General features: G+C 34.7%; 32 protein-coding genes and 1 other annotated feature. Of the genes, 4 read left to right on the top strand and 28 right to left on the bottom strand.

Annotated features, from left to right (window positions below; translation table 11 throughout):
* Positions 1-66: 66 nt before the first annotated feature.
* From ACFPM4_RS05440 to ACFPM4_RS05415, 6 genes are all read right to left on the bottom strand, one after another.
* Positions 67-573: a DNA topology modulation protein gene (locus tag ACFPM4_RS05440; protein WP_382348707.1), complete on the bottom strand. Its 507-nt coding sequence runs from the start codon at positions 571-573 to the stop codon at positions 67-69.
* 14 nt (positions 574-587) lie between these two features.
* Positions 588-2,633 carry a S9 family peptidase gene (locus tag ACFPM4_RS05435; protein ID WP_382348704.1) on the bottom strand — a complete coding sequence of 682 codons (2,046 nt, stop codon included), beginning with the start codon at positions 2,631-2,633 and terminating at the stop codon, positions 588-590.
* A gap of 119 nt (positions 2,634-2,752) precedes the next feature.
* Complete coding sequence (locus tag ACFPM4_RS05430; protein ID WP_382348701.1) at positions 2,753-3,151, bottom strand: nuclear transport factor 2 family protein; 399 nt, start codon at positions 3,149-3,151, stop codon at positions 2,753-2,755.
* A gap of 67 nt (positions 3,152-3,218) precedes the next feature.
* Positions 3,219-3,698, bottom strand: a complete 480-nt coding sequence (locus tag ACFPM4_RS05425) for a GyrI-like domain-containing protein (RefSeq protein ID WP_382348698.1) — start codon at positions 3,696-3,698, stop codon at positions 3,219-3,221.
* Positions 3,699-3,810: 112 nt separating this feature from the next.
* Positions 3,811-5,490, bottom strand: coding sequence for an arginine--tRNA ligase (gene argS / locus ACFPM4_RS05420; RefSeq protein WP_382348695.1), 1,680 nt, complete (start codon positions 5,488-5,490; stop codon positions 3,811-3,813).
* A gap of 43 nt (positions 5,491-5,533) precedes the next feature.
* Positions 5,534-5,750 (bottom strand) — a binding site (T-box leader).
* A gap of 53 nt (positions 5,751-5,803) precedes the next feature.
* Entirely contained in the window at positions 5,804-6,688 is an 885-nt protein-coding gene (locus ACFPM4_RS05415) for an aminoglycoside phosphotransferase family protein (RefSeq protein ID WP_382348692.1), read from the bottom strand.
* 269 nt (positions 6,689-6,957) lie between these two features.
* Here ACFPM4_RS05415 and ACFPM4_RS05410 point away from each other — a divergent pair, with 269 nt between their 5' ends.
* The gene (locus ACFPM4_RS05410; RefSeq protein ID WP_382348689.1) at positions 6,958-7,440 is read left to right on the top strand and encodes a hypothetical protein; all 483 of its coding nucleotides are present in this window, start codon (positions 6,958-6,960) and stop codon (positions 7,438-7,440) included.
* A gap of 58 nt (positions 7,441-7,498) precedes the next feature.
* On the opposite strand, the gene ACFPM4_RS05405 is transcribed toward ACFPM4_RS05410, so the two are convergent.
* The 13 genes from ACFPM4_RS05405 to ACFPM4_RS05345 all read right to left on the bottom strand — a co-directional run bounded on the left by ACFPM4_RS05405 (position 7,499) and on the right by ACFPM4_RS05345 (position 15,082).
* Positions 7,499-7,972, bottom strand: a complete 474-nt coding sequence (locus ACFPM4_RS05405) for a phosphotransferase family protein (protein WP_382348686.1) — start codon at positions 7,970-7,972, stop codon at positions 7,499-7,501.
* Positions 7,960-8,433: a phosphotransferase gene (locus ACFPM4_RS05400; RefSeq protein WP_382348683.1), complete on the bottom strand. Its 474-nt coding sequence runs from the start codon at positions 8,431-8,433 to the stop codon at positions 7,960-7,962. Before ACFPM4_RS05400 ends, ACFPM4_RS05405 begins: the two co-directional genes overlap by 13 nt.
* A 49-nt stretch (positions 8,434-8,482) precedes the next feature.
* Positions 8,483-9,277: an alpha/beta hydrolase family protein gene (locus tag ACFPM4_RS05395; RefSeq protein WP_382348680.1), complete on the bottom strand. Its 795-nt coding sequence runs from the start codon at positions 9,275-9,277 to the stop codon at positions 8,483-8,485.
* A gap of 73 nt (positions 9,278-9,350) precedes the next feature.
* Positions 9,351-9,899 carry an AAA family ATPase gene (locus tag ACFPM4_RS05390; RefSeq protein ID WP_382348938.1) on the bottom strand — a complete coding sequence of 183 codons (549 nt, stop codon included), beginning with the start codon at positions 9,897-9,899 and terminating at the stop codon, positions 9,351-9,353.
* Between the two features lie 76 nt (positions 9,900-9,975).
* Entirely contained in the window at positions 9,976-10,473 is a 498-nt protein-coding gene (locus ACFPM4_RS05385; RefSeq protein WP_382348677.1) for a kinase, read from the bottom strand.
* 10 nt (positions 10,474-10,483) lie between these two features.
* Complete coding sequence (locus ACFPM4_RS05380; RefSeq protein ID WP_382348674.1) at positions 10,484-10,912, bottom strand: NUDIX hydrolase; 429 nt, start codon at positions 10,910-10,912, stop codon at positions 10,484-10,486.
* A gap of 33 nt (positions 10,913-10,945) precedes the next feature.
* A complete protein-coding gene (locus ACFPM4_RS05375) occupies positions 10,946-11,419 on the bottom strand; it encodes an NUDIX hydrolase (protein ID WP_382348671.1) in 474 nt (157 codons plus the stop codon).
* Positions 11,420-11,461: 42 nt separating this feature from the next.
* Entirely contained in the window at positions 11,462-12,139 is a 678-nt protein-coding gene (locus ACFPM4_RS05370) for an HAD family hydrolase (protein WP_382348668.1), read from the bottom strand.
* A gap of 21 nt (positions 12,140-12,160) precedes the next feature.
* Entirely contained in the window at positions 12,161-12,412 is a 252-nt protein-coding gene (locus ACFPM4_RS05365) for a hypothetical protein (RefSeq protein ID WP_382348665.1), read from the bottom strand.
* A 76-nt stretch (positions 12,413-12,488) separates the two neighbouring features.
* Positions 12,489-12,815 carry a hypothetical protein gene (locus tag ACFPM4_RS05360; RefSeq protein ID WP_382348662.1) on the bottom strand — a complete coding sequence of 109 codons (327 nt, stop codon included), beginning with the start codon at positions 12,813-12,815 and terminating at the stop codon, positions 12,489-12,491.
* A 22-nt stretch (positions 12,816-12,837) separates the two neighbouring features.
* Positions 12,838-13,461 (bottom strand): hypothetical protein, encoded by a 624-nt coding sequence (locus ACFPM4_RS05355; protein ID WP_382348659.1) that lies wholly within the window; start codon positions 13,459-13,461, stop codon positions 12,838-12,840.
* A gap of 22 nt (positions 13,462-13,483) precedes the next feature.
* Positions 13,484-14,263: a Cof-type HAD-IIB family hydrolase gene (locus ACFPM4_RS05350; RefSeq protein WP_382348656.1), complete on the bottom strand. Its 780-nt coding sequence runs from the start codon at positions 14,261-14,263 to the stop codon at positions 13,484-13,486.
* Positions 14,264-14,512: 249 nt separating this feature from the next.
* Complete coding sequence (locus ACFPM4_RS05345) at positions 14,513-15,082, bottom strand: DUF6434 domain-containing protein (protein WP_382348653.1); 570 nt, start codon at positions 15,080-15,082, stop codon at positions 14,513-14,515.
* Between the two features lie 246 nt (positions 15,083-15,328).
* On the opposite strand from ACFPM4_RS05345, the gene ACFPM4_RS05340 reads away from it, so the two are divergent.
* Positions 15,329-16,087 carry a polyphosphate polymerase domain-containing protein gene (locus tag ACFPM4_RS05340; protein WP_382348651.1) on the top strand — a complete coding sequence of 253 codons (759 nt, stop codon included), beginning with the start codon at positions 15,329-15,331 and terminating at the stop codon, positions 16,085-16,087.
* Position 16,088: 1 nt separating this feature from the next.
* Positions 16,089-16,757 carry a DUF4956 domain-containing protein gene (locus ACFPM4_RS05335; RefSeq protein ID WP_382348648.1) on the top strand — a complete coding sequence of 223 codons (669 nt, stop codon included), beginning with the start codon at positions 16,089-16,091 and terminating at the stop codon, positions 16,755-16,757.
* A gap of 48 nt (positions 16,758-16,805) precedes the next feature.
* Here the strand turns inward: ACFPM4_RS05335 and ACFPM4_RS05330 are convergent, their stop codons facing one another.
* The 8 genes from ACFPM4_RS05330 to ACFPM4_RS05295 all read right to left on the bottom strand — a co-directional run bounded on the left by ACFPM4_RS05330 (position 16,806) and on the right by ACFPM4_RS05295 (position 22,511).
* Positions 16,806-17,765: an alpha/beta hydrolase gene (locus ACFPM4_RS05330; RefSeq protein WP_382348645.1), complete on the bottom strand. Its 960-nt coding sequence runs from the start codon at positions 17,763-17,765 to the stop codon at positions 16,806-16,808.
* A 39-nt stretch (positions 17,766-17,804) separates the two neighbouring features.
* Positions 17,805-18,149: an HIT family protein gene (locus tag ACFPM4_RS05325; RefSeq protein WP_382348642.1), complete on the bottom strand. Its 345-nt coding sequence runs from the start codon at positions 18,147-18,149 to the stop codon at positions 17,805-17,807.
* On the bottom strand, positions 18,136-19,194 hold the full coding sequence (locus ACFPM4_RS05320) for a DUF2332 domain-containing protein (RefSeq protein ID WP_382348639.1): 1,059 nt from the start codon (positions 19,192-19,194) through the stop codon (positions 18,136-18,138). Before ACFPM4_RS05320 ends, ACFPM4_RS05325 begins: the two co-directional genes overlap by 14 nt.
* Positions 19,195-19,303: 109 nt before the next feature.
* Positions 19,304-20,092, bottom strand: a complete 789-nt coding sequence (locus ACFPM4_RS05315) for a DUF2935 domain-containing protein (RefSeq protein ID WP_382348636.1) — start codon at positions 20,090-20,092, stop codon at positions 19,304-19,306.
* Between the two features lie 86 nt (positions 20,093-20,178).
* Entirely contained in the window at positions 20,179-20,643 is a 465-nt protein-coding gene (locus tag ACFPM4_RS05310) for an NUDIX domain-containing protein (RefSeq protein ID WP_382348633.1), read from the bottom strand.
* 27 nt (positions 20,644-20,670) lie between these two features.
* Entirely contained in the window at positions 20,671-21,159 is a 489-nt protein-coding gene (locus ACFPM4_RS05305) for an NUDIX domain-containing protein (RefSeq protein ID WP_382348630.1), read from the bottom strand.
* Positions 21,160-21,316: 157 nt separating this feature from the next.
* The gene (locus ACFPM4_RS05300; protein ID WP_382348627.1) at positions 21,317-21,835 is read right to left on the bottom strand and encodes a GNAT family N-acetyltransferase; all 519 of its coding nucleotides are present in this window, start codon (positions 21,833-21,835) and stop codon (positions 21,317-21,319) included.
* 13 nt (positions 21,836-21,848) lie between these two features.
* Positions 21,849-22,511 carry an HAD family hydrolase gene (locus ACFPM4_RS05295; RefSeq protein WP_382348624.1) on the bottom strand — a complete coding sequence of 221 codons (663 nt, stop codon included), beginning with the start codon at positions 22,509-22,511 and terminating at the stop codon, positions 21,849-21,851.
* 241 nt (positions 22,512-22,752) lie between these two features.
* Here ACFPM4_RS05295 and ACFPM4_RS05290 point away from each other — a divergent pair, with 241 nt between their 5' ends.
* Positions 22,753-23,196 carry an 8-oxo-dGTP diphosphatase gene (locus tag ACFPM4_RS05290; protein WP_382348935.1) on the top strand — a complete coding sequence of 148 codons (444 nt, stop codon included), beginning with the start codon at positions 22,753-22,755 and terminating at the stop codon, positions 23,194-23,196.
* 117 nt (positions 23,197-23,313) lie between these two features.
* On the opposite strand, the gene ACFPM4_RS05285 is transcribed toward ACFPM4_RS05290, so the two are convergent.
* A complete protein-coding gene (locus tag ACFPM4_RS05285) occupies positions 23,314-23,922 on the bottom strand; it encodes a transglutaminase-like domain-containing protein (RefSeq protein WP_382348621.1) in 609 nt (202 codons plus the stop codon).
* Between the last annotated feature and the right edge of the window lie 2 nt (positions 23,923-23,924).

The following is a 23,924-nucleotide window of genomic DNA, read 5'->3' as shown; positions in this document are numbered from 1 at the left end:
CCTTCTCAATTATCTAAATCTTCTATATGTAGATAAGCTTCCATAGGTTTATAGAAGAAGTACAAATCATTGAACTTCTTCTATAAACCGTACAATTTCTTTTGGAGATTTCAATATGATTACTTGTTTTTCATGAGACAGAAGTTCAAGCTTTTGCAAAATACTAGGTCTCTTCTTTTTTGGGAAGTCCCATACCCATTTGATAAAGCCAAAGTCAAAGCGTTCATCGCAACCTTCTCCCATATCTGGCCTTGTCTTATTTCGATACTGCCACATTCTTTTGAAGGCATGGTACACACATATCATTCTATTAATATCCAGGAATATAATGGTGTCTGCAGCTTGGAGTCTTATATCGATTGTTCCGGCATAGTTTCCATCAATTATCCAGCTATCTTTTTGTACCAAATCTTTTTGTGTTTTTATTTGTTCTTCTCTAGAAACAAGTTGCCAATTTGGCTTCCAAAATAGTGCATCGAGATGATAAACATCTAATTTTAGTTTTTCCCCTAACTTTATTGCTAAGGTAGATTTTCCTGAACCGCCTGAACCTATTAGTATTACTTTCTTCATTTTATTCTCCTCAATTATTTAGGATCCGACCTATTAAACCACTCTGGTAATGGTACACCATTCAAACAATAATCAAACCAAGCAGATATTCTATTTACATAATCCTTCTGATACTTCCGGTTCCAGCCACCTGTATGAAAAGCCTTTGTATAGCATACTAAGCTCGTCTCTTTTCCTAAACCATCTAGACCTAAAAATAATGATTTTGCATCACTCCTCCATCTCGCACCATTCCAACTTCTTTCGCCTCCAGTCTCTATTAATAATACCGGACAATGAATGGACTCTATATTCTCTAACGGAGATATTTGCTTGTATGTTTCAGTTCTTAACCACATATTTTTCGGGTCTGCCTCTCCTTTTCGATTTGGATTAAATGCATAGAATGGAACACCATAATCTCTGTCCCACTGTAACCAATCATGTACACCACATATGCCTATAGCTCCTTTAAAACGATTTGTTTGAGATACTGTCCAAGTAGAAAGACTTGCGCCATAACTCATTCCATAGATTCCTAGCTTATCCGGATTGGCAATTCCTCGCTCAATCAAGTAATCGACTCCTGACATCACATCTTTATAAGGATTTTTCTTCATGTTGAGGTTACCTAGCTCTTTTTCAAAAGCACTACCGTAGCCACTACTCCCTCTAAAGTTAGGTAGAAAAACTGCAAAACCTTTAGATGCTAGGAAAAATGCAGCACTAAGCCCACCACCAGAATTAAGTTGAGTGAAATCTGCTAGATTTGCTCCTTCAGGGCCACCATGTAAAAACACAAGCGTTGGATATGATTCGTGATGTTGAGCATTTTTTGGAAGAACAAGCAGTGATTCAATTTCCCATCCTTCACTCTCATAACGTATTATTCTAGATTCAGGAATATCAAATTGAATTTTATTCTTATGTTTGCTACTTATTTGATAAATTAATTCTTCTTTATCTAACTTCCATATTTCCATTGGTTCAGACGGGCCAGCATATGGAAAAACAATATCATTACTCGTGTGAAGAAACTTTGGACCGGCTTTATGTGTGTACGGAGAGTGAACAATTTTTCCATTCTTCGTATGCTTCATTAACGTTCCTGTCGATATATCAAAAGTGTACAAATAAACGGATATGCCTTCACGAGCCGTAAAAACTATTTGTTTTGCATCCTGACTCCAATCATGTATTTTTATTTCATATCCTGGAAGATTTATTTTATGAAGTGATTTAATCTCTCCTTCTTGTAAAATACTAATGTCAACTTCCGATTTTAAAACATTTGCGATATAAAATATGGAATGTATCCTTTTCGTTACCCCAACATAATCTGAATAAATTTGTTTGCATTCTTTTGTTTTAGTGGAAACTTTATGTAACTTCGAGTTGATTTTCACCACTAAATTGTCTACTCCATCCCAATCTACAAACTCAATTTCTTCGGGAGAATTACATATCAATGAATCATTAATTCCTGTATCAACATCTAGCACATTTAAATCTACTTTAAATTTAGATGTAATATAATGATAAAAAGCATGGTTATCTTGCTTTCTAGTTTTATGCACAATAATATCTTCTGACGGCTTACGAATTCTAAATTCATTATTTAAATGTATTCTACTTCCATTTGGTATTAACGTATAAGCGATTTTACTACCATCTGGAGACCAACAAATTTCCGCATGATCAAAAGGATTCTCTACTTGAGCATCGGTATTTGTAAGCTGCCTTTTATCAGAACCATCTCGATTCATAACCCATAGTTCTGTTTTACCTGATTTACGTGAAAGATACGCGATTTTATTGCTGTCTGGTGACCAACATGGACTATGTGCATCTTCATCTTCAGCAAGCACCATTTTCGAATCGCCACTACTTAAATTTAGTTTCCATAAAGACCGGTTACTAATATCATTTACGAAATACTCTTCCTCCAACATATCATTACCAAATACGACCAAGGCTTCTTGATCATCAGGAGAAACGCATAAATCTTGATAGCGATAATAGTCCATTTTTATTACATCATTTATCAATTGTTCTTTTTCTAACTCGACTAATCGACTCATTCACATAACCTCCTTACTTTGCTAATAAGAATATACATTCGCCTTTTCTTCATAAAACCCTTTAATATTCCATGGAAAAATAAAAAGTGCATTACCACATTAGCAGTAATGCACTACGATTAATATCTAATAACGTATGACGTGATTAATTTTATTTTTGCTTTTTTTCCAAAGCCAGAGAAGTTATAGACATCACAAAAATGAATTTGTTGTTGATTGTTAAGTATCAGGGTACCGTTTACGGAGCCGACGTTTCCGTGGGTGATGATGTTATGAATTTTAAGTTCCTGAATGTCGCTGTTGTCCATTACTCGTAAAGCTTCCTCAAATTCACTTATTCCTTGTATCTTTTTATCACCAATCATATCCCATACTATATTATCTGACATACACTCCATACAGAAATCTATATCGTTGTTAGCAAAAGCAATCGTTAGTTCCTTAAGGAGTTGTTTTTTTGGTGAGTTCCCACAATCCTCGGCACATTCAACCTTTATATATTTAGAATTTGTGCTCAATATTTCCTCCTCCTTTTTAAGTCATCCTAAATATAGTTATCATGTGTAATTACCTAGGAAATGGTCCCTATTTGATTGGGATCCAAATTTCCGTTTTAGCCATAAGGCTGGTTGGGTCGGCACTTTTATATACTTCTAAAGAAGGTGCACCGCTATGTTCATAATCGCTTGATGGAAACCATTCGGAATATATTTTCTTCCATGTTGCCGGCACGACATCTGCTACCGGCCCAACAACCTCAAAAATTGCCCATTTCGAAGCGGGTACTTCAAAACTATTTAATCCCTCAGGTGATTGTTCGTTGGAATCCACAGCCACCCAGTATTCAATCTGGTTTTTCTCATGAATATAATTTACAGTTGCACCGATTAGACCCGATATTTGGCCACTATTTAAGCTTAGTAAGCGGTCAATCATACCATCTTGACTAATCTGAGTCCAAAAACGATCAATTTCTTTAGACTGGTCGAATTCATCGTTACAATTAATTAATTCCTTTATTCCTACAATATTGAAGGAACCACGCTCCTGCAAATGATATTTCATCGGGATCTTTCCTTTCAAATTTAATTGGCTTCATTAGTCGTATATAAGACAAAATCCCCCTCATCACATATGACCTCTAGCCCGCTATGCAGTTTTAATGGAACTAGTTAAACTACATCTCCTCAGGAGCTTCAATTCCTAATAATCGTAAGCCTTCATTTAAGACGACTTTGACCGAGTATACGAGTGCTAGTCTTTCTTGTTTTTGCTCATTGTCATCTAAAATTCTTACTGATCCGTAGTATTTATTAAATGCTCTTGCAAGTTCGATAACGTATTTTGCAATTTGTGATGGATCATACTCTTCCATTGCACGTTGAACGATTTCAGGGAAAGCTATTAGCTTTGAAATGATTGGCCAAGCTTCATCATGAATATTAATATTTTCTATTCTTGCTTGATAATTACCTTTTATTAACAGAGATGCGGCGCGAGCGTGTGTATATTGAACATAAGGACCAGTTTCTCCTTCAAATTTCAGCATATCTTCTAAAGAGAACTCGATGTCGTTTTGACGATAATTTTTCAAATCATGAAAAATAACTGCTCCAGTTCCAATTTGACGAGCTACTTCTTCCTGATGATCAAGATTCGGGTTTTTCTCTTTAATATCCTTTAATGCTAATGCAATTGCATCTTTCAGCACTTCTTCAAGTAGTACCACCTTACCTTTTCTGGTGGACATTTTCTTCCCGTCTTTTAAAATCATTCCGAATGGCACATGTATCATGCCTTCCTGCCATGCATATCCCATTTTATCTAACACAGCAAATACTTGTTTAAAATGGAGCGATTGCTCATTTCCTACTATATAGAGAGATTTAGCAAAGTGATATGTTTCTTGTCTGTACATTGCTGCAGCTAAATCACGAGTTGCATAGAGTGTTGTACCATCGGTCTTCTTAATTAAACAAGGAGGCATATTCTCTATAGGAACAACTTGAGCTCCATCCGATTCTTGAAGCAATTTCATGTCTTCGAGCAATGTAACAACTCGATCCATTTTATCATTAAAAAAAGCTTCACCATGATACGAGTCAAACTTAATTCCTAATAACTCATATACCTTAGAAAACTCTTTTATCGATTCATCTCGAAACCACTTCCACAATGATATCGCTTCGTCATCTGCATCTTCCAACTTTTTAAACCAGTTACGCGCTTCATTATCTAGAGTGGGTAGTTTTTCTGCTTCCTCATGGAACTTTACATAAAGTTTTAGTAACTCTTTTATAGGTTGTTGTTTTACTTGTTCCTCATTGCCCCATTTTTTATATGCCACAATTAATTTTCCGAACTGGGTACCCCAATCACCTAAATGGTTAATTCTGATTGGCTGATATCCGGCTTTTTCTGAAATTAATGCGAGTGCATTTCCAATCACTGTGGAACGTAGATGCCCCATGGAAAAAGGCTTCGCTATATTAGGTGAGGAAAAATCAATTGTTATCACCTTTTCTTCCCCAATATTTACTCTCCCATAATCCTCTTTTTGTGAAAGTATCTGATTTATTACAATAGAAGATACTGCCCTTTTCTGAAGGAATACATTGACATAGCCACCTACCGCTTCTACTTTCTCAAATAATGGTGTATTCAGTCTTTCCGTAATTTCAAGCGCAATTACTTGGGGTGACTTACGCAATATTTTCGCCAATTCAAAACATGGAAATGCCATATCACCCATATAATCAAATTTTGGTTGTTCAATCATGTGTTTTAATTTTATTTTGTCTAATTGTCCATCTAAAGCATCGTAGAGAACATTAACAAATTCGCCTTTAAAGTTCATCCTATTTCCTCCTAAAAATAAAAAAACTCCCGCCTCTTCATAACGAAGAGACGAGAGTTTATTATATTATCCCGCGGTACCACTCAAATTGTTTTAATAAAAACCACTTAACCTTATAACGAGGTATCCCCGGCTTTCCCTACTTCATTTCAGGAAAGCATCTCTAAAGTGCGCTTCATTATCTGCTACATGCCAAGCTCACACCATCCTTGACTCGCTATTTTTTCACAAATAACTACTCTCTTTATCATTGATTTTTAATTATATTGTTTAAATTATATCCATTTTTCCATAAATTACAACAGTATTTAAATCATTTTGATCCTTTATACTCAGCAATAACTGTATCTATTACATGCATTGCCTCATCCGCTTTTATTTTATTCGTATCCTTATTACCATCAAAAGTTATTAATGCTTTCCAAAGTGCCCAACCTCTTGCTCTGTTCCAAGTTTCTTCATCCATTTTTAACGCATTTTTAAAAACCTTCCTACTGATGTCATCAAAAAATGTCCAAGCCATTGCAGCATCACAAGCAGGATCGCCTACTCCTAAAACTCCAAAATCAATGACGGCACATAGTTTTCCATCTTTCACGAGGAGATTTCCTGGTGCCACATCGCCATGAAGCCAAACAGGTTTTATATTCCACTTTGATTGTAGCGATAACTCCCATATTTCACGTAACAAATCTGCATTTAAAATCTCATTATTATTTTCAATCGCGTTTTTAGATTGTTCATCATAAACAGCTAAATCTCCACCTCGATGAAAATTATGCTCCCCTGCAAAAGGACCATCAGTAGCGTCAATCGACTGTAACTCAACTAAAAATCCTGCTAAATCCTTGGCAAATTGAATTTTGTCTACAATATTTTCATGAGTTATAGTCTCTCCATCCAACCATTTGTATATCGACCATGGATATGGATAATCCTTGTTAGGTTTCCCTTTCGCAAGTGGTATCGATATTGGCAGAGAAAGATGTCTCGATAAATACGGCAACCATGTATGTTCCTTTTCAACTTGTGGAACATACCATTCAGCACTCGGCAACCTGACACTCATATTCTCACCTAAATGAAAGGTTCGATTGTCATGTCCACCATTTTTAACTGGTTTGATTTCTAAATTGGCCCATTGAGGAAATTGTTCTCTAATTAAACTTTCAACTAACTTAACATTAAAAATAACCATGTTTTACATTACCCCTATTTTGTTTTAGGGGAACGACGTTGTTTCTGGGCTACTTACGCGTTATCCCCTTATTGTTTTGCCCTCTAATATTTTGATTGTTTCTCATTTCAATCGCCTCCCATTTATATATACGATACCATATTATCCAATATATCCCACCTATATTTCGAATTTTGTAGGCATTTACACTGTCATCTAGGTGCTTACCTACATATGGTACAAATAGCGAATGCCCAAATACGTTTGTTATGAAGGAATGGAGGTATGGCATGACAAATTTTCTTTCTTTTACTGGAACAGTCACAATGATTAATAATTTTTTTACGAATGAAAATGATGGCTGTCATAAAATAATTACGGTAGAAAACGGACTAGGAGGAATAGTAAATTTTGTAGTATCCCCTAGCACTTACATTGTCGACCATGTAGCGTTGACAATTGGGGATCTTGTAACGGGTTATTACGATGGAGATGCACCGGCAATTCTTATTTATCCACCACAGTATCCAGCACTTGTGATGGTGAAAAATAGTCCATATCAAAATGTAAAAGTTGACTATTTTAATCAGCAATTGGTGAGTAGTGATGGGCAATTACAATTAAATATATCCCCATTCACGAAAATTTTCATAAGAAATGGGCTATCCTTTACAAATAGCCCAGCTAACCGTGATTTAATTGTAATCTATGGTGTTGCCACAAAAAGTATCCCAGCTATGACAACACCTTTTAAAATTATTGTTCTATGTTAAATAACTCGACCACATTTGTGGCGAGTCTCCTTTTTTTGTACAAGTTTATTGTATCTATCTAATCCAGCGTCATTTCCACCACTCGTCTCGCAAACTTTGCATAGGCCTCAATTAGATCGGGGCTTTGATCAAATGCCCATCTCACATTGTCGAAGGCCCTTAACAGCATAAAAGGTTTCATATTTGTCAGGTCTTCTTCTTTTAAACCATAGCCTTCTAAAAATGCACTCAATTCCTGCGAAGTAGGACCTCCACCAAGCATTTGGCACTTCCATATTTCATTAATGTCTTCATGTGGTACTACACTAACTTGTGCACTGCCCCAATCTAGCAATGATACTTGTCCTTCGTCGCTAATAATCGTATTTTTCAAGGAAATATCTCCATGATTTAAGCCAAATTTGAATTTTTCATTCTTGATATTCTCGAACAATTTTCGAACTCTTTTTGATTCTGTCTTATTGATGACACCTAACTCAATTAGTTGATCATGTTCCGTTAAACTGTTGATATTATAATTTACGTAGCCCAACCAACTGCATCTGACCCTGGGTGGGGAGGAGAAGAAAAAACACCTTGTCCTGCATCATCCAAATTTTCTCCAAATCCTTTAACGGGTATATTGTGAATAATATGGAGGTATTCTCCAAGTTTTCGCCAAATTTGATCTCGATGTTTTGGACTATCTAACCCATTATCACCATCTACGAACGTTTGAATCATATATGCTGTTTCACCAAATATCCCCACTGACAGAACTTCTGGACTAGGAATTCCTGCAGCTAGCGCTTGCTCAATGCACCATTTTTCTTTCAAAAATGTAGGATATGTATCTTTACTGTTCATGCGGATGACGACTTTATTGCTATTTGTTTCTACAACACAAACCTCATTAACAATACCTTTACCTAGTATTTGATATGAATCTTTTGCTGTTTCTTGTAAAAAATCTTCTGCGATTTGTTCTGCTTTTTTAATAACTGTATTAGTCATTAATTTCTCCTTATATTTCCTAGTTAAATAGATTCTTATATGTAGAAATTCAAATTATACTGAACCTCTTTTTAATCCACTCTGACCACAAATCAAACGTATCTACCGGGAGAGTTTTGTCATGACCCGCTCCATTTATCATCATTAAATCGATACAATCAGAGCCATTCCTTTTTAACTTGTTATAAAAATTCTCAGTATGATATGGGCGAATAACAGTGTCCTCTTCTCCATGTATTAGTAGAATTGGATTTTTCACCAGGACATCTATATACCTATTAGGGTTACATGGATGTTTCCCCTTCAAAAAATTTTCCCATTCATTTACATCAAGATTTCGAAATGTATTTTCATGGCATCTTTTTAAATATGGATAAAGGGTTGTTAAATCATCTTCTGGATATAAGGGATCTTCATTTTGAAGGTGTGCTTCTAATAGCGGACTAAAAACAATGGTAGCATCTGATAATTGCGATACTCCTTGAGCACACATAGCTATCCCACCACCATAACTATGCCCTACCAAGATTAAGTGATTAACATCCCATTCCACTTCATTTTGAGATGCTAGATCAATCGTTTTTCGTTTGGATAGTAACTCTAGCGCCAATAATGCCCCTTCTAATGAAGATGTAGGTCCAAAATTACCATAACTTTGCCAACTGCCTGGATAACGTGGATGTAACATAGTAAATCCAGCCTCTGAAATTCGATTTCCTAATAATGCCTCTTTTGGTTGGTTGGGCAAACCTGGAAGCCAAACAATCCCAATTTTATTGTTCTTATCCTTTTTAGGTAGATATAAATCAGCTAGTATATCTTTATTTCGCACAAATGCTTGCATGAGCTCACCTCTGATCTAGGACTAGTGCATGTTCCTATAGATAGAAACTGTAACTTAAAAGGAATCAACCTTCTCAATACTTCATGTCAGAAATTTGAACTATTTCCTTCATAACTGAATCAACTTCCTTGTTATCATGAATGACAAATAAGTAGTCCGCTTCATCTTCTATAGGATCTGCGATATCCTCTTTTAAACTATCTTTCTGTTGACGAGTAAGTACTTCCTGGAAGTTAGAAGCACTCCTAAATATTTTAGTACTGCGTTGACTTTTCTCAACTCGCTGTTGGAGAATAAGATTTGGTATATCAAAATGTACCAGAATACGGATAAATTGCTGTTTAGGAAATAGCTTTTCGAGAAGATATATTCTATCTTTGCGACTTCGATTGGAATTACAAATAATAAAGTGAAAATCCGTATTTTCTTTCGCATATTCTACAAGTAACTTTGATATGGAATGCTTAAGAGTATTAGGTCCCTTTTTTGGTTGTAGGTTCTTATAGTATGTATTTATAAATTCCGCATGATTATCTTGATCCATAACAAATGAATTCGATAACTCTTTTTCTAGTGCTCTTGCAAATGTTGTTTTTCCACTATGGGTTTTACCAACAGTTATTCAATACTACCTCCCCAATTCAAATGCTTTATTATCTGCTTCAATTAACTAGGTTAATAGATAAAAATACAAATAACTATTTCTCTATCTGCTTTAAAATAACTTCCAATACATCTTTTTGAGACATTTCTTCAGTTAAACTTATTTCATTTTCCACACCTAGATAGTCCTTGGGATTCCACCAAGTACGTAAAGATTCCTCCCCGAATTCGCTCTTTTTCGGGCTAGAGTTATGGCGTTTAAGTGTTTCTTCAAATGGCAAATCAAAGTAAAATGTATATGATTTTCGATCAAAGAATTCGATTAGACCATGAAGCATTTCTCCATAGTAATAGGAGTATAATATCCCTTCGACAATAACAAACTCACATTTATCTTTTCCGTATTCAGCGATTTGCCGAATCAAATCAATTGATAGATTTCCTTCTCTATCCCGTACCTTTAACATGTCACGGCGAACAGTGTCCTGAGAAACTAAAAGGTTCCCGCGTCCTAGGTGCGCTTGAAGATTTTTCGCCGTTGTTGTTTTTCCACTTCCTGAATTACCACGAATAATGATTAGCTTTGATTCCATGTTCCTCACCCTAGTCACGTTTTATCAATAATTCCGCCTTTTTAATACTATCTATCAAGTAATCTGGTGCTTTTGAATTTTGTTGCATTTCCTCTACTGTTAGCCAATGAACATTTTCAACTTCATTAGAACTCTTTGGAAATACCTCACCAGAATCGTACTCACAGAGAAACACAACGTCTACTACATTTTCTCCCTTATCAGTAATGAAGGATGTACTATGTACATAGATTAATTCATCCCTCACTTCCACCCCAACTTCCTCATAAATCTCACGTATTAGTGTTCTTTCTAAAATATCTTTACTGTTTCCTTCAAGCTCCACTTTGCCACCAACTAGAGATAGTAAGCCCCCTGCATGCTCCTCTTTCTTACTGCGTTCAATGATAAGCCACTTTTCATTATTACGTATAGCTGCTTCTACATTTACAATAAACATCTCTCTGACCCTCCATATGTGGTTAATATTAATTCAGTCATTATAAAGCCTAGACAATAAGTTATAATTTGGATTTACTTCCCATGTTTCATATGGAATAAAATACTTTGAATTCATTGCATCAAGAGTTCGCGATTTTTGTTGTGGTCGCGTTATATATTCATCTATATTATCTTCCGTAATTTTAATATACTTTGCCTCTTTTATTTCTTCAGGTTGGATTTTTATTTCACCACTAACATACTCAGCCTTGAACACCACTGATAAAACGTGTTTCGTTGCATTGTAATAGACACCTGTTATACCGATGGGTCGAATTGTAATCCCTGTCTCCTCTAAAAACTCTCTGCTAACTGCTTTATCTAATGGCTCACCAACCTCAACATTTCCTCCTGGCATTTCCCAAGTATATGAACGCCAATGAGTTTTAACCAATAAGACCTCCTCTTTCTCATTCATAACGAAGGCAGAAACTGAAATGCCATGTTTAGGTACTTCATAATCCATACAATATCCGCTCCAATATAATATGATTTTTCATACTAAATCTCAGAAAAAATCCATTAATTCTTTTAAGTTTCGAAATTCAGTTAGGCTATTTTGTTCCTCTACTTTAATATTTGTGGGATTGTAGAAGTAGAAGTGGATTCCAGCTCCATTAGCAGCAGGGTAATCATTTGTTAAGGAATCTCCTATATAAATAGTCTCCTCTTTCTTAAGTTGTAATTTTTTTAAACAAAATTCCAATGATCTTGCATCAGGTTTCGCAATGCCATTTTCTTCAGAAATGAATATTCCTTCAAAATATCCTTCAATATTTGCTGCTTTCAATCTTCCTCTTTGCGTTTCACTATAACCATTTGTCATACAAAACAAGCGATGTTTTTCCGCTAAATAATCTAATACTTCTATAGCGTTAGGTTCCAAAAAGGAGGAACTACAAAAGAACTCCCAATATGTTTCCGCAATATATTTTTCATTAAAAGTTTGAGCAAAATCCTTAAGTGAATCATAAATAGTAAGTTGTATCACATCCAGAACTGATTTCTCTCCTCTTTGTCCCCAATGATGTCTACTTACATGAGCATAAATATTTAGAAGATGCTCTAATCTCTCATCATCCCTACCAGTTAAGATGTTATGTGTAATAAATGCTTCTATTAATGACTCTCTTTCACATTTATTAAAATTTAATAGAGTTTGGTCTAAATCAAAGCCAATGTTCATTTTCTTCTCCTAAAAAAATAGTTACTTACTAATTTCCTTATGACTCTTATCAGTTTGGTTAATTACATTGCTATTCTTAATGCTTCCATATATCCCAATTGCTAATCCTAGTAACATAGATACCATACCAATTGTTTGTGCTTCATAAAGCAATAAGAAACCTCCAACTATTGTTAAATGAATACCTAAAAGCTGAATTTGCAATACAGTTGGTTTTATGAATTCCACATAGCAAAAGAATAAAAAAGCGGTTACAACCATAAGTATTGTCATCATATAAATGACTTCCACTACGCCCACGACTTCCCCTCCAAAATACTATGTATTTCTATTACTGTAGTACTATTAATTAAAATGTTACTTGCTTTTTAACTTTCGCAAAATAGAATATTGCTATTATCAAGCAAATCATACTCAAACCCCAAATTGCTCCAGAAACACCTATCCGAAGTGATATCTCTTCTGCAGCCATTGGGTGTTGATAGTCAAAAGCAAATGCGTTTAATGCAAAATATACAGCTCCAGAGACAAGTAGCAAATGCAGTAGTATCCAAATATATCCAAAAGCATGATTTTTATTTTTCACCCAGATTAACAGAATAATTAAGATGCTAATCACCATAATGCCTGAAAAGCCACCTATTAACAGTCCCATCACTTCTTGCTCTAATGGCATAAGTAAACACCTCCCAAAAACCCTATTCCTTACTAATATCTCTTTCTTGAATCTTAATTTTCAGTAGTAGCACCGTGTTGTGTTCTTTAATTATATTTTTTATTGATTCCTCATCAGATAAATTAAGTGATCTCATGAAGTTATTATTGGATTCCAAGTATATTGCTAAAACTTTTGTTTCACCCATTTTTATTTCTACTTCTTCATCGCCAATTGCATAATCCCAAGCTGTAAATATATCCGTTTTAGGTTCGTTTTCAATTAAAGTGGGGTGAGTTCGGACATTAGGTCCATAAAGGAACAGTAATGAATCCTCTGAGCTTGGATTAATCATTCCAAATCCCAATTTACCCTCGTCATTTTCTTTTGGACTGTTTCCATAAGATAAATGTGTTAATGGTTCAGGATCCTTTTTTCCATCTATGTATCTTTCCACCCAAAGGTTTATCCACCTTTTATCGGCTTGAGGTAATTTCAGTTCAAAATCAAATAGTAATCCCAAAGATAATTCCTCGAATGTATTCACATACTCAGAATCAGAATTCTTGGCTATCGTAACCTTCTTTTCATTCGAATTACTACAACCTATACTAGAGATGAAAAAAATTAATAAGATGGAACTCAAAATTATTCTGTTTTTTATCACTGAATGGCCTCCTGGCTTACACTTAAAATAAATACTTCTCAAAGGCATGGAAAACTCCATCCTGATCATTTGAATTCGTCACATCATCAGCAATTTCTTTAACATCATCTGGAGCGTTATCCATAGCAATTCCCACTCCTGCAAATTGAAGCATATCGATATCGTTATAGTAATCACCAATTGCTATTATTTCGGAAGGATTTATACCATACATATTCAAAACTTTCTTTAGACCATTTGTTTTATAAGCATCGAATGGAATATATTCTTTAAAAAACTCCAAATCTACTCTTTTTCTGATATTAGAAGGAAGGTCCATCTCCTGCCAGCCACCTACTTTTTTCTTATCATTAATAGTCAGTTTCATTATCCTATCCTTTATCTGTAAAACATCATTTTGAAAAGATGGAGTAATATCGAATTTTGTATAATCATTTTCTTGAAAGGCTTGAAGTGATTCTGTGAAGTAATTGAATGCGGTACACATCGAAAAATCAATGTTGTTTTTACGACAATAAGCAATTAGAGGAGAAATTTCATTAATTGAATAGGAGTATTCATGTATTAATTCCCAAGTACTACTTTTTATAATTGCAGCACCATCATGTGTAATTAATATTCCATTAAACCCCAACTGATCAACAATCCATTTCGTCTGCATAGGATACCTTCCAGTCGCAATAACTACAATAATTCCCGCGTCTTGAGCTTTCTTAACTGCCTGAACATGTTTGATGGGTAACTTTCCATTACTATCTAATAAAGTTCCATCAAGATCTAAAGCAGCCAACTTGTATCTCATAAAATATTCCTCCGTCCTTATTCCTATAAACTAATAAATTCGATAGAAATTGATAAAACCCTTCTCCTATATTCCTTTAGATTCCTAGGTTTTGGAATCAGTTTAACTTTTTCACGCTTGATTAGCATTACTAACTGTCCTAAAACTAATAGTATTCGAGCTTTCATGTAAATAAAATTAATATAAAACAGGGGCCTATTTCTAATAACAGTAGAAATAGGCCTTGAAATGTTAAGGTGTTCTTAAAGGTTAATTATTAGATTCATATTTGTTGCTACCAGGGAGTTTCTTAATTTCATTCCAGGCTTCAATCGCTTCTTCACGACTTTTCCCTTGATTTTTAGGATCTGCAAAAAAGTCACGAATGAATTGATTATATTCAAATTGAGGAGCAATTTTTTTCTTGTATGATGGATCTTTCTTGTGTTCCTCTTCCTCATACCAAGCGTTTACAACATCACGATAAGTCTTTCCAACGTTGTTCTTAAAGTAGTTTTGAATAAAGGTCGAAAAGTGAAATTTTGGGATTACTGTCTTAAAGAATGCTCTTACATCCTGACTACAACGATGGTTTTCCGTAATGACTGTATCCAGACTTAAATCTGTTTGTGGTTCTTTGTTCTTATGTACTCGGGATTTTCTGATAGGCTTTATTATCTCTCCTGTCAGAAGAAATGTTTCGATTCTATCGGAAATCTCTATTTTAGAGCCAGAAGTACTCATTTCATTCTCTCTACAAAATAATTGTAATTCTTCTTTTAACCAATAGTAATCTCTAAAACTTTCTACACTAATATCTTTTGTTAGATAAGGTCTCATCAAACACAACCCCATTTACTACTTATCTTCATAATAGAACGTTTGTTTCCTTTTATCAAATTTTATAAAAAGTTAAAACAACAAAAGTGACTAGCTTAACATAAAAGCAGTCCCCTAAAAAACTTTTCCCTCCAATTCCCTTTCTTCATTTAACACATCGAATTCTCACACATTTCTAATCTTATTCACATTGGTATCTTATTTGAGACTTATAGAATGAAATTACACACAAGGAGGATGAAGGAAATGGCAATTGAAATCTTTAGAAGAAAGGAACAAAAATATTTAATAACGACAAAACAGTACAAACAATTAGTCCAACTAATCTCACCAAACATGCGTCCTGATAAGTATGGAATAGATGGAAGGTACACTGTCACAAGTCTATATTTTGAAAGTGACGATCACAAAATTTACTTTGAAACTAAGAATAAACTTAAATACCGTCAAAAGCTTCGATTACGAATCTATGATAATACGGACATTAATGGGACTGCTTTTTTTGAAGTAAAGCAAAAGCATAAAAAGGTCGTCAATAAAAGGAGAATGCTTCTTCCGTTGTCTGAAGCCTATCGATATATCGAACGCCAAGATCCATGTATTGATAATTACGAAGGATCGAATTTACAAGTCTTACGAGAAATTGATTATTTCCGTAACTTATATCGTTTGGAGCCGGAAATGATTGTCAGCTATGACCGTCATGCACTGCATTGTATAACCGATCCCGACTTGAGGATAACTTTCGATTTTAATTTACGTTGTAGAAATAATGATCTTTCTCTAGAAAATGGCCCATATGGAGCATATTTCATTGATCCTGATCTTGTTGTACTTGAAGTAAAAGTAAATGATAGTGTGCCATTATGGCTTACTCGAATTTTACAACAACTTAATTGTGAACAAAGAAGTGCGTCGAAGTTTTGTACCAGTCTGGAACTGTTAAAAAGCAATACAATTCCAAATCATGTAGTAAAAGAAAATGTAACTGTAGGAGCGATGTAAAATGGAAATCTTATTTCAAATAAACGGAAGTCAATCAACCTATTTAATGAGTCTATTAGCAATGGTAATCACAACAATCCTTAGTATCATCATCACAAAGGTGTATCAACTAACATTCACAGGTGAGCGCTATTCACAAAATTTTGTCCATACGATTGTTATTATGAGTGTCGTTGTCTCGGTTATTATGAAAGTAGTAAGTGGTAATGCTGGAGTTGCATTTGGGCTATTCGCTGTATTTTCTCTCATTCGTTTTAGAAGTGCGGTTACAGATGCAAAGGATATTGCTTATATCTTCTTCGGTTTATCAGTAGGTATGACGAGCGGACTTTATCAATTTGATTTAGCAATCTTACTAACTGCTTTTTCTTGTCTTATATTTTATTTTCTTCATAAATACAATTATGGAAAAGGGAAAGATACACAAATTTTAAAAGTAACTGTCCCAGAAAATCTAAATCATGAAAATCTACTGGATGATATCTTTAACCAATTTACGATTAGTCATACCTTACGCCAAGTGGAAACTACTAATCTCGGAACAATGATTTTGTATACTTATGCCATTCGCAGTAAAAATGATGTTAATGACAAAGACTTACTAGATCGAATACGTGAGAGAAACGCTAATCTGAAGGTTTCCTTAACATATTTGGAAAATCAAAATTAATCATAAAGGCCATCGAGCTTTCAGATTGGAAAGCTAAATGGCCTATTTTTATATTTTAAAAAACAAATCCGGCAGTATATTGTAAATAAATTGGTTCACCCAGTGCCATGTATGGATACCGCCTTCCGCTTCTATAAAATAAAAGTTTCCTTCTTTTGGGTCTGATGAATATAGAAAGCGATCGGTTAGTTTTTTCATCTCATCCATTTGCGGTTTCATGTTCGGGTAAGCAATATCTTGAATGCCAGAAGCACAGAATAAATAGTAATCCTTGGGACTATAGCCACTATCTTTTGCAACTTTCGCTAAGTATTCAGCAGTTTCTTTTGCCATTTTACCTTCCGCCTTCTGAGTAATTGCCCAACAATCACCACATAAAGGAATAAAATATTGGACGTAATCAAGCGCATGAATGAATGTATACCAAGTAGTGACTGACCCCATCGAAAATCCTCCGAAGGCTCTATGGGCACGGCTAGCTTTCAAATCTTCTTTATCCGCCGTTGTTACATGGGTGTGATACTTCGTTTCTACAAACGGAATTATGTCATGAACCAATTCATCATGAAAATATTTCGTTTCTACTATTGGTAAAGGATGATCCAGGGACTCCACATGAGCAAGTTTAGGGTCATTTTTTAAGCCATTTTTCAGACCGTTAAATGTTGGTGTTACAACGATGAGAGGTTCGACATCGCCATTGGCAATCATATTATCCAGTATATTCTTTAATTCTCTGTTTTCACCCGGACCGCCAAATAGAAGATTCTCATCTTCACCGCCACCATGCATCAAATATAAAACATTATACTTCCTATTCGTATCAGTAGCGTCATAACAATACGGAAGATACACATTCAAGTGCTTCGTATTTGAACCATCGTTTAGGTTAGGGACATGATAATGTAAACTTTCAATAATTCCCTGTTTCTCATGTTCTTTTCTGTACGCATCCGGCAACATTATAAATTCTTTCGACTTAGTTGAAGCTACAGTTTCTTTTTCCATCATCATTTCTCCTTTTCATCATTTGTATCTATCAACTTATTAATCTCTAATTCGTTTCCCATAAATTACATGCCAGTGCATATGTTTAGTCGTTTGATATTCACCGACATTCATAGAAACGGTACAAGCACCAAACTTCTCATTCATTTCAGTAGCAACTACTTGAATAACACTAAATATTTCCTGCATTATAACGTTTTCTTCTTCTTGAACAGTAATGATGGACTCTATATGCTTTTTCGGAATGACAACAATATGTTCTTCCCAATAAGGTCGAGTATGGTGAAAAGCTAAAACATTTTCCGTTTCCAAAACGACATTTACAGATGTTCTCCCATTTAGTACCTCATCACAATAGAAATCATGATATTCATTTGTTGCCATCGTTATCCTCCTCCATAATGAATCCTTTCCATTCAAACCAACGGCCATGTCCATCTGTTTCAGCTATTGTATATTTATTTTCTACTCCATTTACATAAAAGTCTAAATGTAAATATCTATCTTGAATGTTATTGTAAATATGAAATACGTCTCTGTTTCTACCAATTTCCTCTACCGTTTGTAAAAGCTGTTTCTTTATTTCTAATGACATTTGGTTAGCCACATGCGTGTGAAAAATACAAATGACACTGTCTATTGAAATGTTGTTAATAATATTCGGTAATAAAGTGACACCATCACCTTCCATTAACTTTAAAGGAACTTCACTTACATAACTTGCAGCCTCTTCAAACATAGAAATCCTTTCTTTATGTTCAGGCCATATTAAGGAAGTTAGCCATAATTTATCATCTTCATTTTGTAGGTTTATTGTATTTAGATCGATACCTATCCTTGTTGATACTTGCGGTGGTGTCAAATGTAGAATTGGAGCATTATCTCCTTTTATTTCTGATGTTAAATGAAGCCGGGAATCTCTATTCCCATATATCTCATTTGTCCCATAGGAGTATGAATATTGATCCCATAGAAGCTGTAGCCCTGCACTTGTACCGATTTCAATAAGTGCTAGGGGTTTCTTTGTTTTTTCATAAACTGTACAAAAAACTGGATAAAGATAAGAACATCTTCTTACTTCGTTCGTTTGCACTAGCCTAGTTTTAAGAATTTGCACAATATCATTCCGATATGTAATACAAAAATCCTTAAAGAATTTAAATGAATCTTTAGATGATCTCGGATTATCGACAATACTCGGATAAAACTCTTTTAATGGATGTTCTTTTCCTTTTAGTAAAAGATAATGAACTGCGCCAAACAAGAGATTGGGAACAGGTTGTCCTGCAGCAGCATTAGAACAAATTACTAACAACTCATCGTCCTTAGAAATTTGGATAGATAAAAATTCGTATAGAGCACTTGAGCCTTTGCATTCTTTTTCAGCAAAGATTAAAAAAGTATTAGATAAGACTTCGTTATTAGTCAAAGAAACTCCTCCCTTCAGTAACCACTATTTACATGAGAAAACACTTAAAATCCCTGCCCAAACTCTCCATGAAAAAAGCTGCCTTATATGGCAGCAAAACTTCATTTACTTATTGGTTTGAAAGATGAGCATCAAATAAATCTATTATTTCCAAAAATCTTTCAGCTTCTCTGAATGTATGATCAGCCAAAAGTGGATGAATATTACTTTTAATTCGACAAGCCTCTATTAATTCCCTTGCTGTTTTCTTAAAATCCCGTAATGAAGCTACAGAAACTCTGTTTTGATCCAAGAATTGATCTAATATTGGAACCGTTTCGGAGTGTGGACGCATCGAGTCTAGGTCAATCGCTTGGAAAACTAGTTGGTCAAAATCATGACCAAACTCCCTCGCCTGATCTACCAGCTTTCTTTCTGAAGGATCTAAGAGATGCCCGATAAATTTAGCATGGTCAGCCATAATCCTTAAAAAGAATAGGTTTTCTTGAATAATCGTATCGCGTTCAGGGGCTAGTTTTCCTTCGTTGAGGTCTTTTATTCTGTTGGCAAAATAGGCGGCTTCTCTGCTAATATGATCAACTAATAATGGAAAGTTATTGGATTGGATTTCACAACGCAAAGTTAACCCTAATACTTTTCTCTTAAAGCTCCAAATAGAAACAGCTGCTTGATAAACCTCAGAGTTAAAAGCTTGAACTTGGCGAATATCCGAATTTACGTTTAACCTTGCCAGCTTCTCCTCTATTCGTTCAAAAAGAGTAATGAACTGTTGGGCTTCTGCAATTAATTGCTTCTGCTCATGGGTAAATCCAAGGCTTAAAAATAAAGCATGCTCCTTCATAATCCTTGACCAAAATTGAATTTCGTCTAATGACCTCTCAACAATCGGATTAGCCATTTTGCGCCTCCTTATTTTCCATCTCCTTTCATATTTATATGTTAGGAAATATTACCTTAATACTTAATAATGAATTTTCTGATTTTTCACCCCATATCTCCAATATACATCGATTTAACTTCACCTTGCGTCTTATACATTAATAGATGTGGAATCAGTGCTTTTGGGCGAAAATTAGAATTGGCCAATTCATCCAACGCTATCCATTCAACTCCAACTTGATCACTGTCAGGATTTGTGCCTTTGAACGTATGTATCTCATTCTCAAGTGTACAAGCAAATAGATGCACAACTACATGAACCTCACTATCCCATTTTGCATGTTCGTGATTTCTCCCAATATATTCACTTACAAATAGAAGCTCTTTTACATCAACATGTACTCCTAATTCCTCTAAGCATTCTCTAACAACCGCCTCTTTAAGCGGCTCCCCTGGTTCTTGTCCACCACCCGGTAAGATATTCGTATACTCGTTATAATCAAATTTTTTTACAGTTAATAACTTGTTCTCCCTAATAATTACTGCTTGAACGGAGCTTCTTATTTTCATGATAGATTCCTCTGGTTTTCATCATTTTTACGCCCTATATACGTCATATGATATGTATTTTGTGTTGGTCGCTATATCTTGCTCTACTTTCTGCAGACCCGAGGTTGGTTCTAAAGTGGCTTTTATAAATTCCTTCGTCAAATCAATCACGTTTGGATGTGACAAAGCATCTTCTATTGGGAAATACGCAATATTTGAAATTTCATTTGAATCTATTACTTGATCGGTTTCTGATATAAACTCCATTTCAAATACTACATAAATGGAGCCTTCTTTATTTTCACGAACTTGCTTAACTCCGTTTCTAATCCCTACTATTCTCTTAGGTGCTAATATTAACCCCGTCTCTTCCCTCATCTCCCTCACAACTGCCTCTTCTAGTGATTCCCCCACCTCAACAACTCCACCTGGAATCATCCATAGACCCTTATTTGTTCCATAGTTTACTTGAACTAGCAACACTTCGTTATCTCTAAGCAACACTCCACCTGTTGAAACCATATGTAAGGGAATCATCTTGTAATCTCCTTTAAAAACACATTTGTAAAATTAATATACTTATTCAAGATAAATACTTTAATTCCTGCTAAAGAATTTAAACCGCAACGGAGCTCAAAATAAAAGAGCTGAATCAGACTGAATTCAGCTCGTAATCTATTAAAATTGTAAGTAGTCAAATTAAAACAGATGTATCTAGCCAACCATATCCAATATCTTTATATTGAATACCTTCTAGCTCCAATATCCCTTCTTTTACTCTTTCACCTCCTAGTGCTTCATAAAATTTTATTGCAGGAGTGTTATCTTCTAATACAAGGACTAGTAAAGAATTGATGCCGTTAGTGGATAAGTGTTTTATCACCGCGTTGAATAATTGTTTTCCAATTCCTTTACTCTGATATTCTTTCAATAGATATATAGCATAAAGTTCTCCCTTATATATTGGATCGTTATTCCGCTCAGGTCCTCCTGAAGCAAAACCAACTATATTGCCGTTCATATCTTCAGCAACAAAAATAAATGTGTCTTCATTTTCTATAAGGTATCTCTGACGTTCTTTGGACCATTCATATGTTAGGCTAGCAATAAATTCATCTGCAACAATTCCTTTATATGTAGTGTGCCAACTATCAATATGCACTTTCGCAATTCCTTGGAGATCATTTAAAGATGCTAATCTAATTTTAAACATCATGTCCATCTCCTTAATCTATCTCCCTAATAATAAATGGAATCTCTACCAAATCATCTACTATGTAATCTGCATTGACATTTTTCCACTGAAAATCCTTCTTCCAAACCCCCATCATTCCAACTCTTTGAGCAGCTGCTACATCATTTACTGGATGGTCTCCAATAAATATACATTCATGAGCTGATACACCTAGTTTATTTATTGCTCTATGAAACATTTCAGGATCTGGCTTTTTTATCCCTTCCCACTCCGATACCAAAATAACATCAAAAAACTCTTTGATGCCCAAAGCAACTATATTATCCATTTGAAATTGCCCATACCCATTTGTAATCATCCCCAAGAGAATATTACTTGTTTTCAATTCAACTAACATTTGTCTAAGATTAGGAAAAGCAATACAGTGATTTTTAAATTCAATAATATAATCTTGAAGTAGTTCTTCCCAAGTTATCTCGGAAATCTCAAATTCCTCGACTAATTGTTGGTACACTTTATCCTTCCAGACATACCCTCGTTTATCCAATTCTATAAATCTTGCAACATACTTCTCTTTCGGGATATGCCCTAAATCGAGAATCAGCCTTTCATATTGGCGATTAATGAAAGATTTTACTGAACTATCCCTATCTAATAATGTTCCATCTAAATCAAATATAGCAGCTTTAATCACTTACAGAATCTCTCCTTTACGAGATGTTGCTCCTTAATATTAGGAATGAGTCATCGATATATTACATGTTCCCAGTTTTTTTCAGGTGTTCTTACTACCTTATTCGATAATCTCTAAAATACACCTGCCACTTTTCCATGTTTTTACTATATAATTTATAATAAATATGATCGTGAAAAACTACTAATCTATTAAGGGGTACATACAATTGGCTGAAGATACAAAAATAAGCTTATATACAATGTGTTTAGTACAAGATGGAGATAAGGTGCTTTTATTAAAAAGACCAAGTAAACGTGGATTTCCTGGCTATCTTGGTCCTGGAGGAAAAGTTGAATTCCCAGAGAGCTTAACGGAAGCAGCTATTCGAGAAGTCAGGGAAGAAACCGGGCTAACAGTTAAAAACTTAATCTATAAAGGGATAGATGAGTTTGTAGATCCAAATAACAATTTTAGATATATGGTATTTAATTATCTTGCCACTTCTTATGAAGGGGAATTACTAGAAAATCCGCCTGAAGGAGAACTACTTTGGGTACCAATCGACGAGGCACTAAATTTGCCTATGCAAGACTGGTTCAAAAGAAGATTCCCTTTATTTTTTGAGGAGGGGACCTTTGAAATTTATGCAATGTATGATCAACAAAAACAGGAAACTCTAAAAACAGCGGTAAAAAGTATTTGAAATCGAACACAGTCAGGCAATTTCTTTATTCAAAGAGATTGCCTGATATATATATATTTGTAATGAAAGCAGAGTGAATATAATTTTCAGGAATATTCCGTGAGAGGTTTTTCAAATTTAAAGCCTATCAGGTAAGTTTTGAGTATACATTATTAATGCATTTGCATTCGTATCTAATGTTGCAATAGTTTTTTCGTTAGGAGAAGTATAAATAATCGGGTAGTCTATTTCATCCAAATCTTCTCTGATATTAAATGCTAATTTTTCTTCATGGACCGAAAACTCAGCTTGTACCCCTTGCTTATTTCCACGAGCATCTAAACGTACCCAGCGATTTAACGTTTTCAAATAAACCCCATTAAGTGCGTGAAGTGAATAGCCACCCTCTGGAGAATCAAATAACATTAACCTTTGATAACAAAAACCCGTTGGTATATTGATTGCTCTTAATAAAGCTGCTAATAAATTTGATTTAGCATAACAAATACCTTCTTTATACTTTAGAACGTCTGATGCTTTACAGGTAACTTTATTACTTTGTATATCCCAGGAGTGAGAAACTTGATCTCTGACAAATTCATAAGCCACTTTAACTTTTTCTAATTCAGATTGTTCTTCATTAAATAATTCTTTAACAGTCTTACTAATTAATGGATGGGAATAATTAATGACCTCTGATTCTTTTAGGTACTCATCAAAATTTGAAGATTCAGGTGTAATTTGCATCA

It is taken from the genome of Lederbergia graminis (assembly GCF_042655485.1).
Taxonomy (GTDB): domain Bacteria; phylum Bacillota; class Bacilli; order Bacillales; family Bacillaceae_C; genus Lederbergia; species Lederbergia graminis.
The sequence above is the reverse complement of the archived record's forward strand: the minus strand, read 5'-3'. Positions and strand labels throughout refer to the sequence as shown.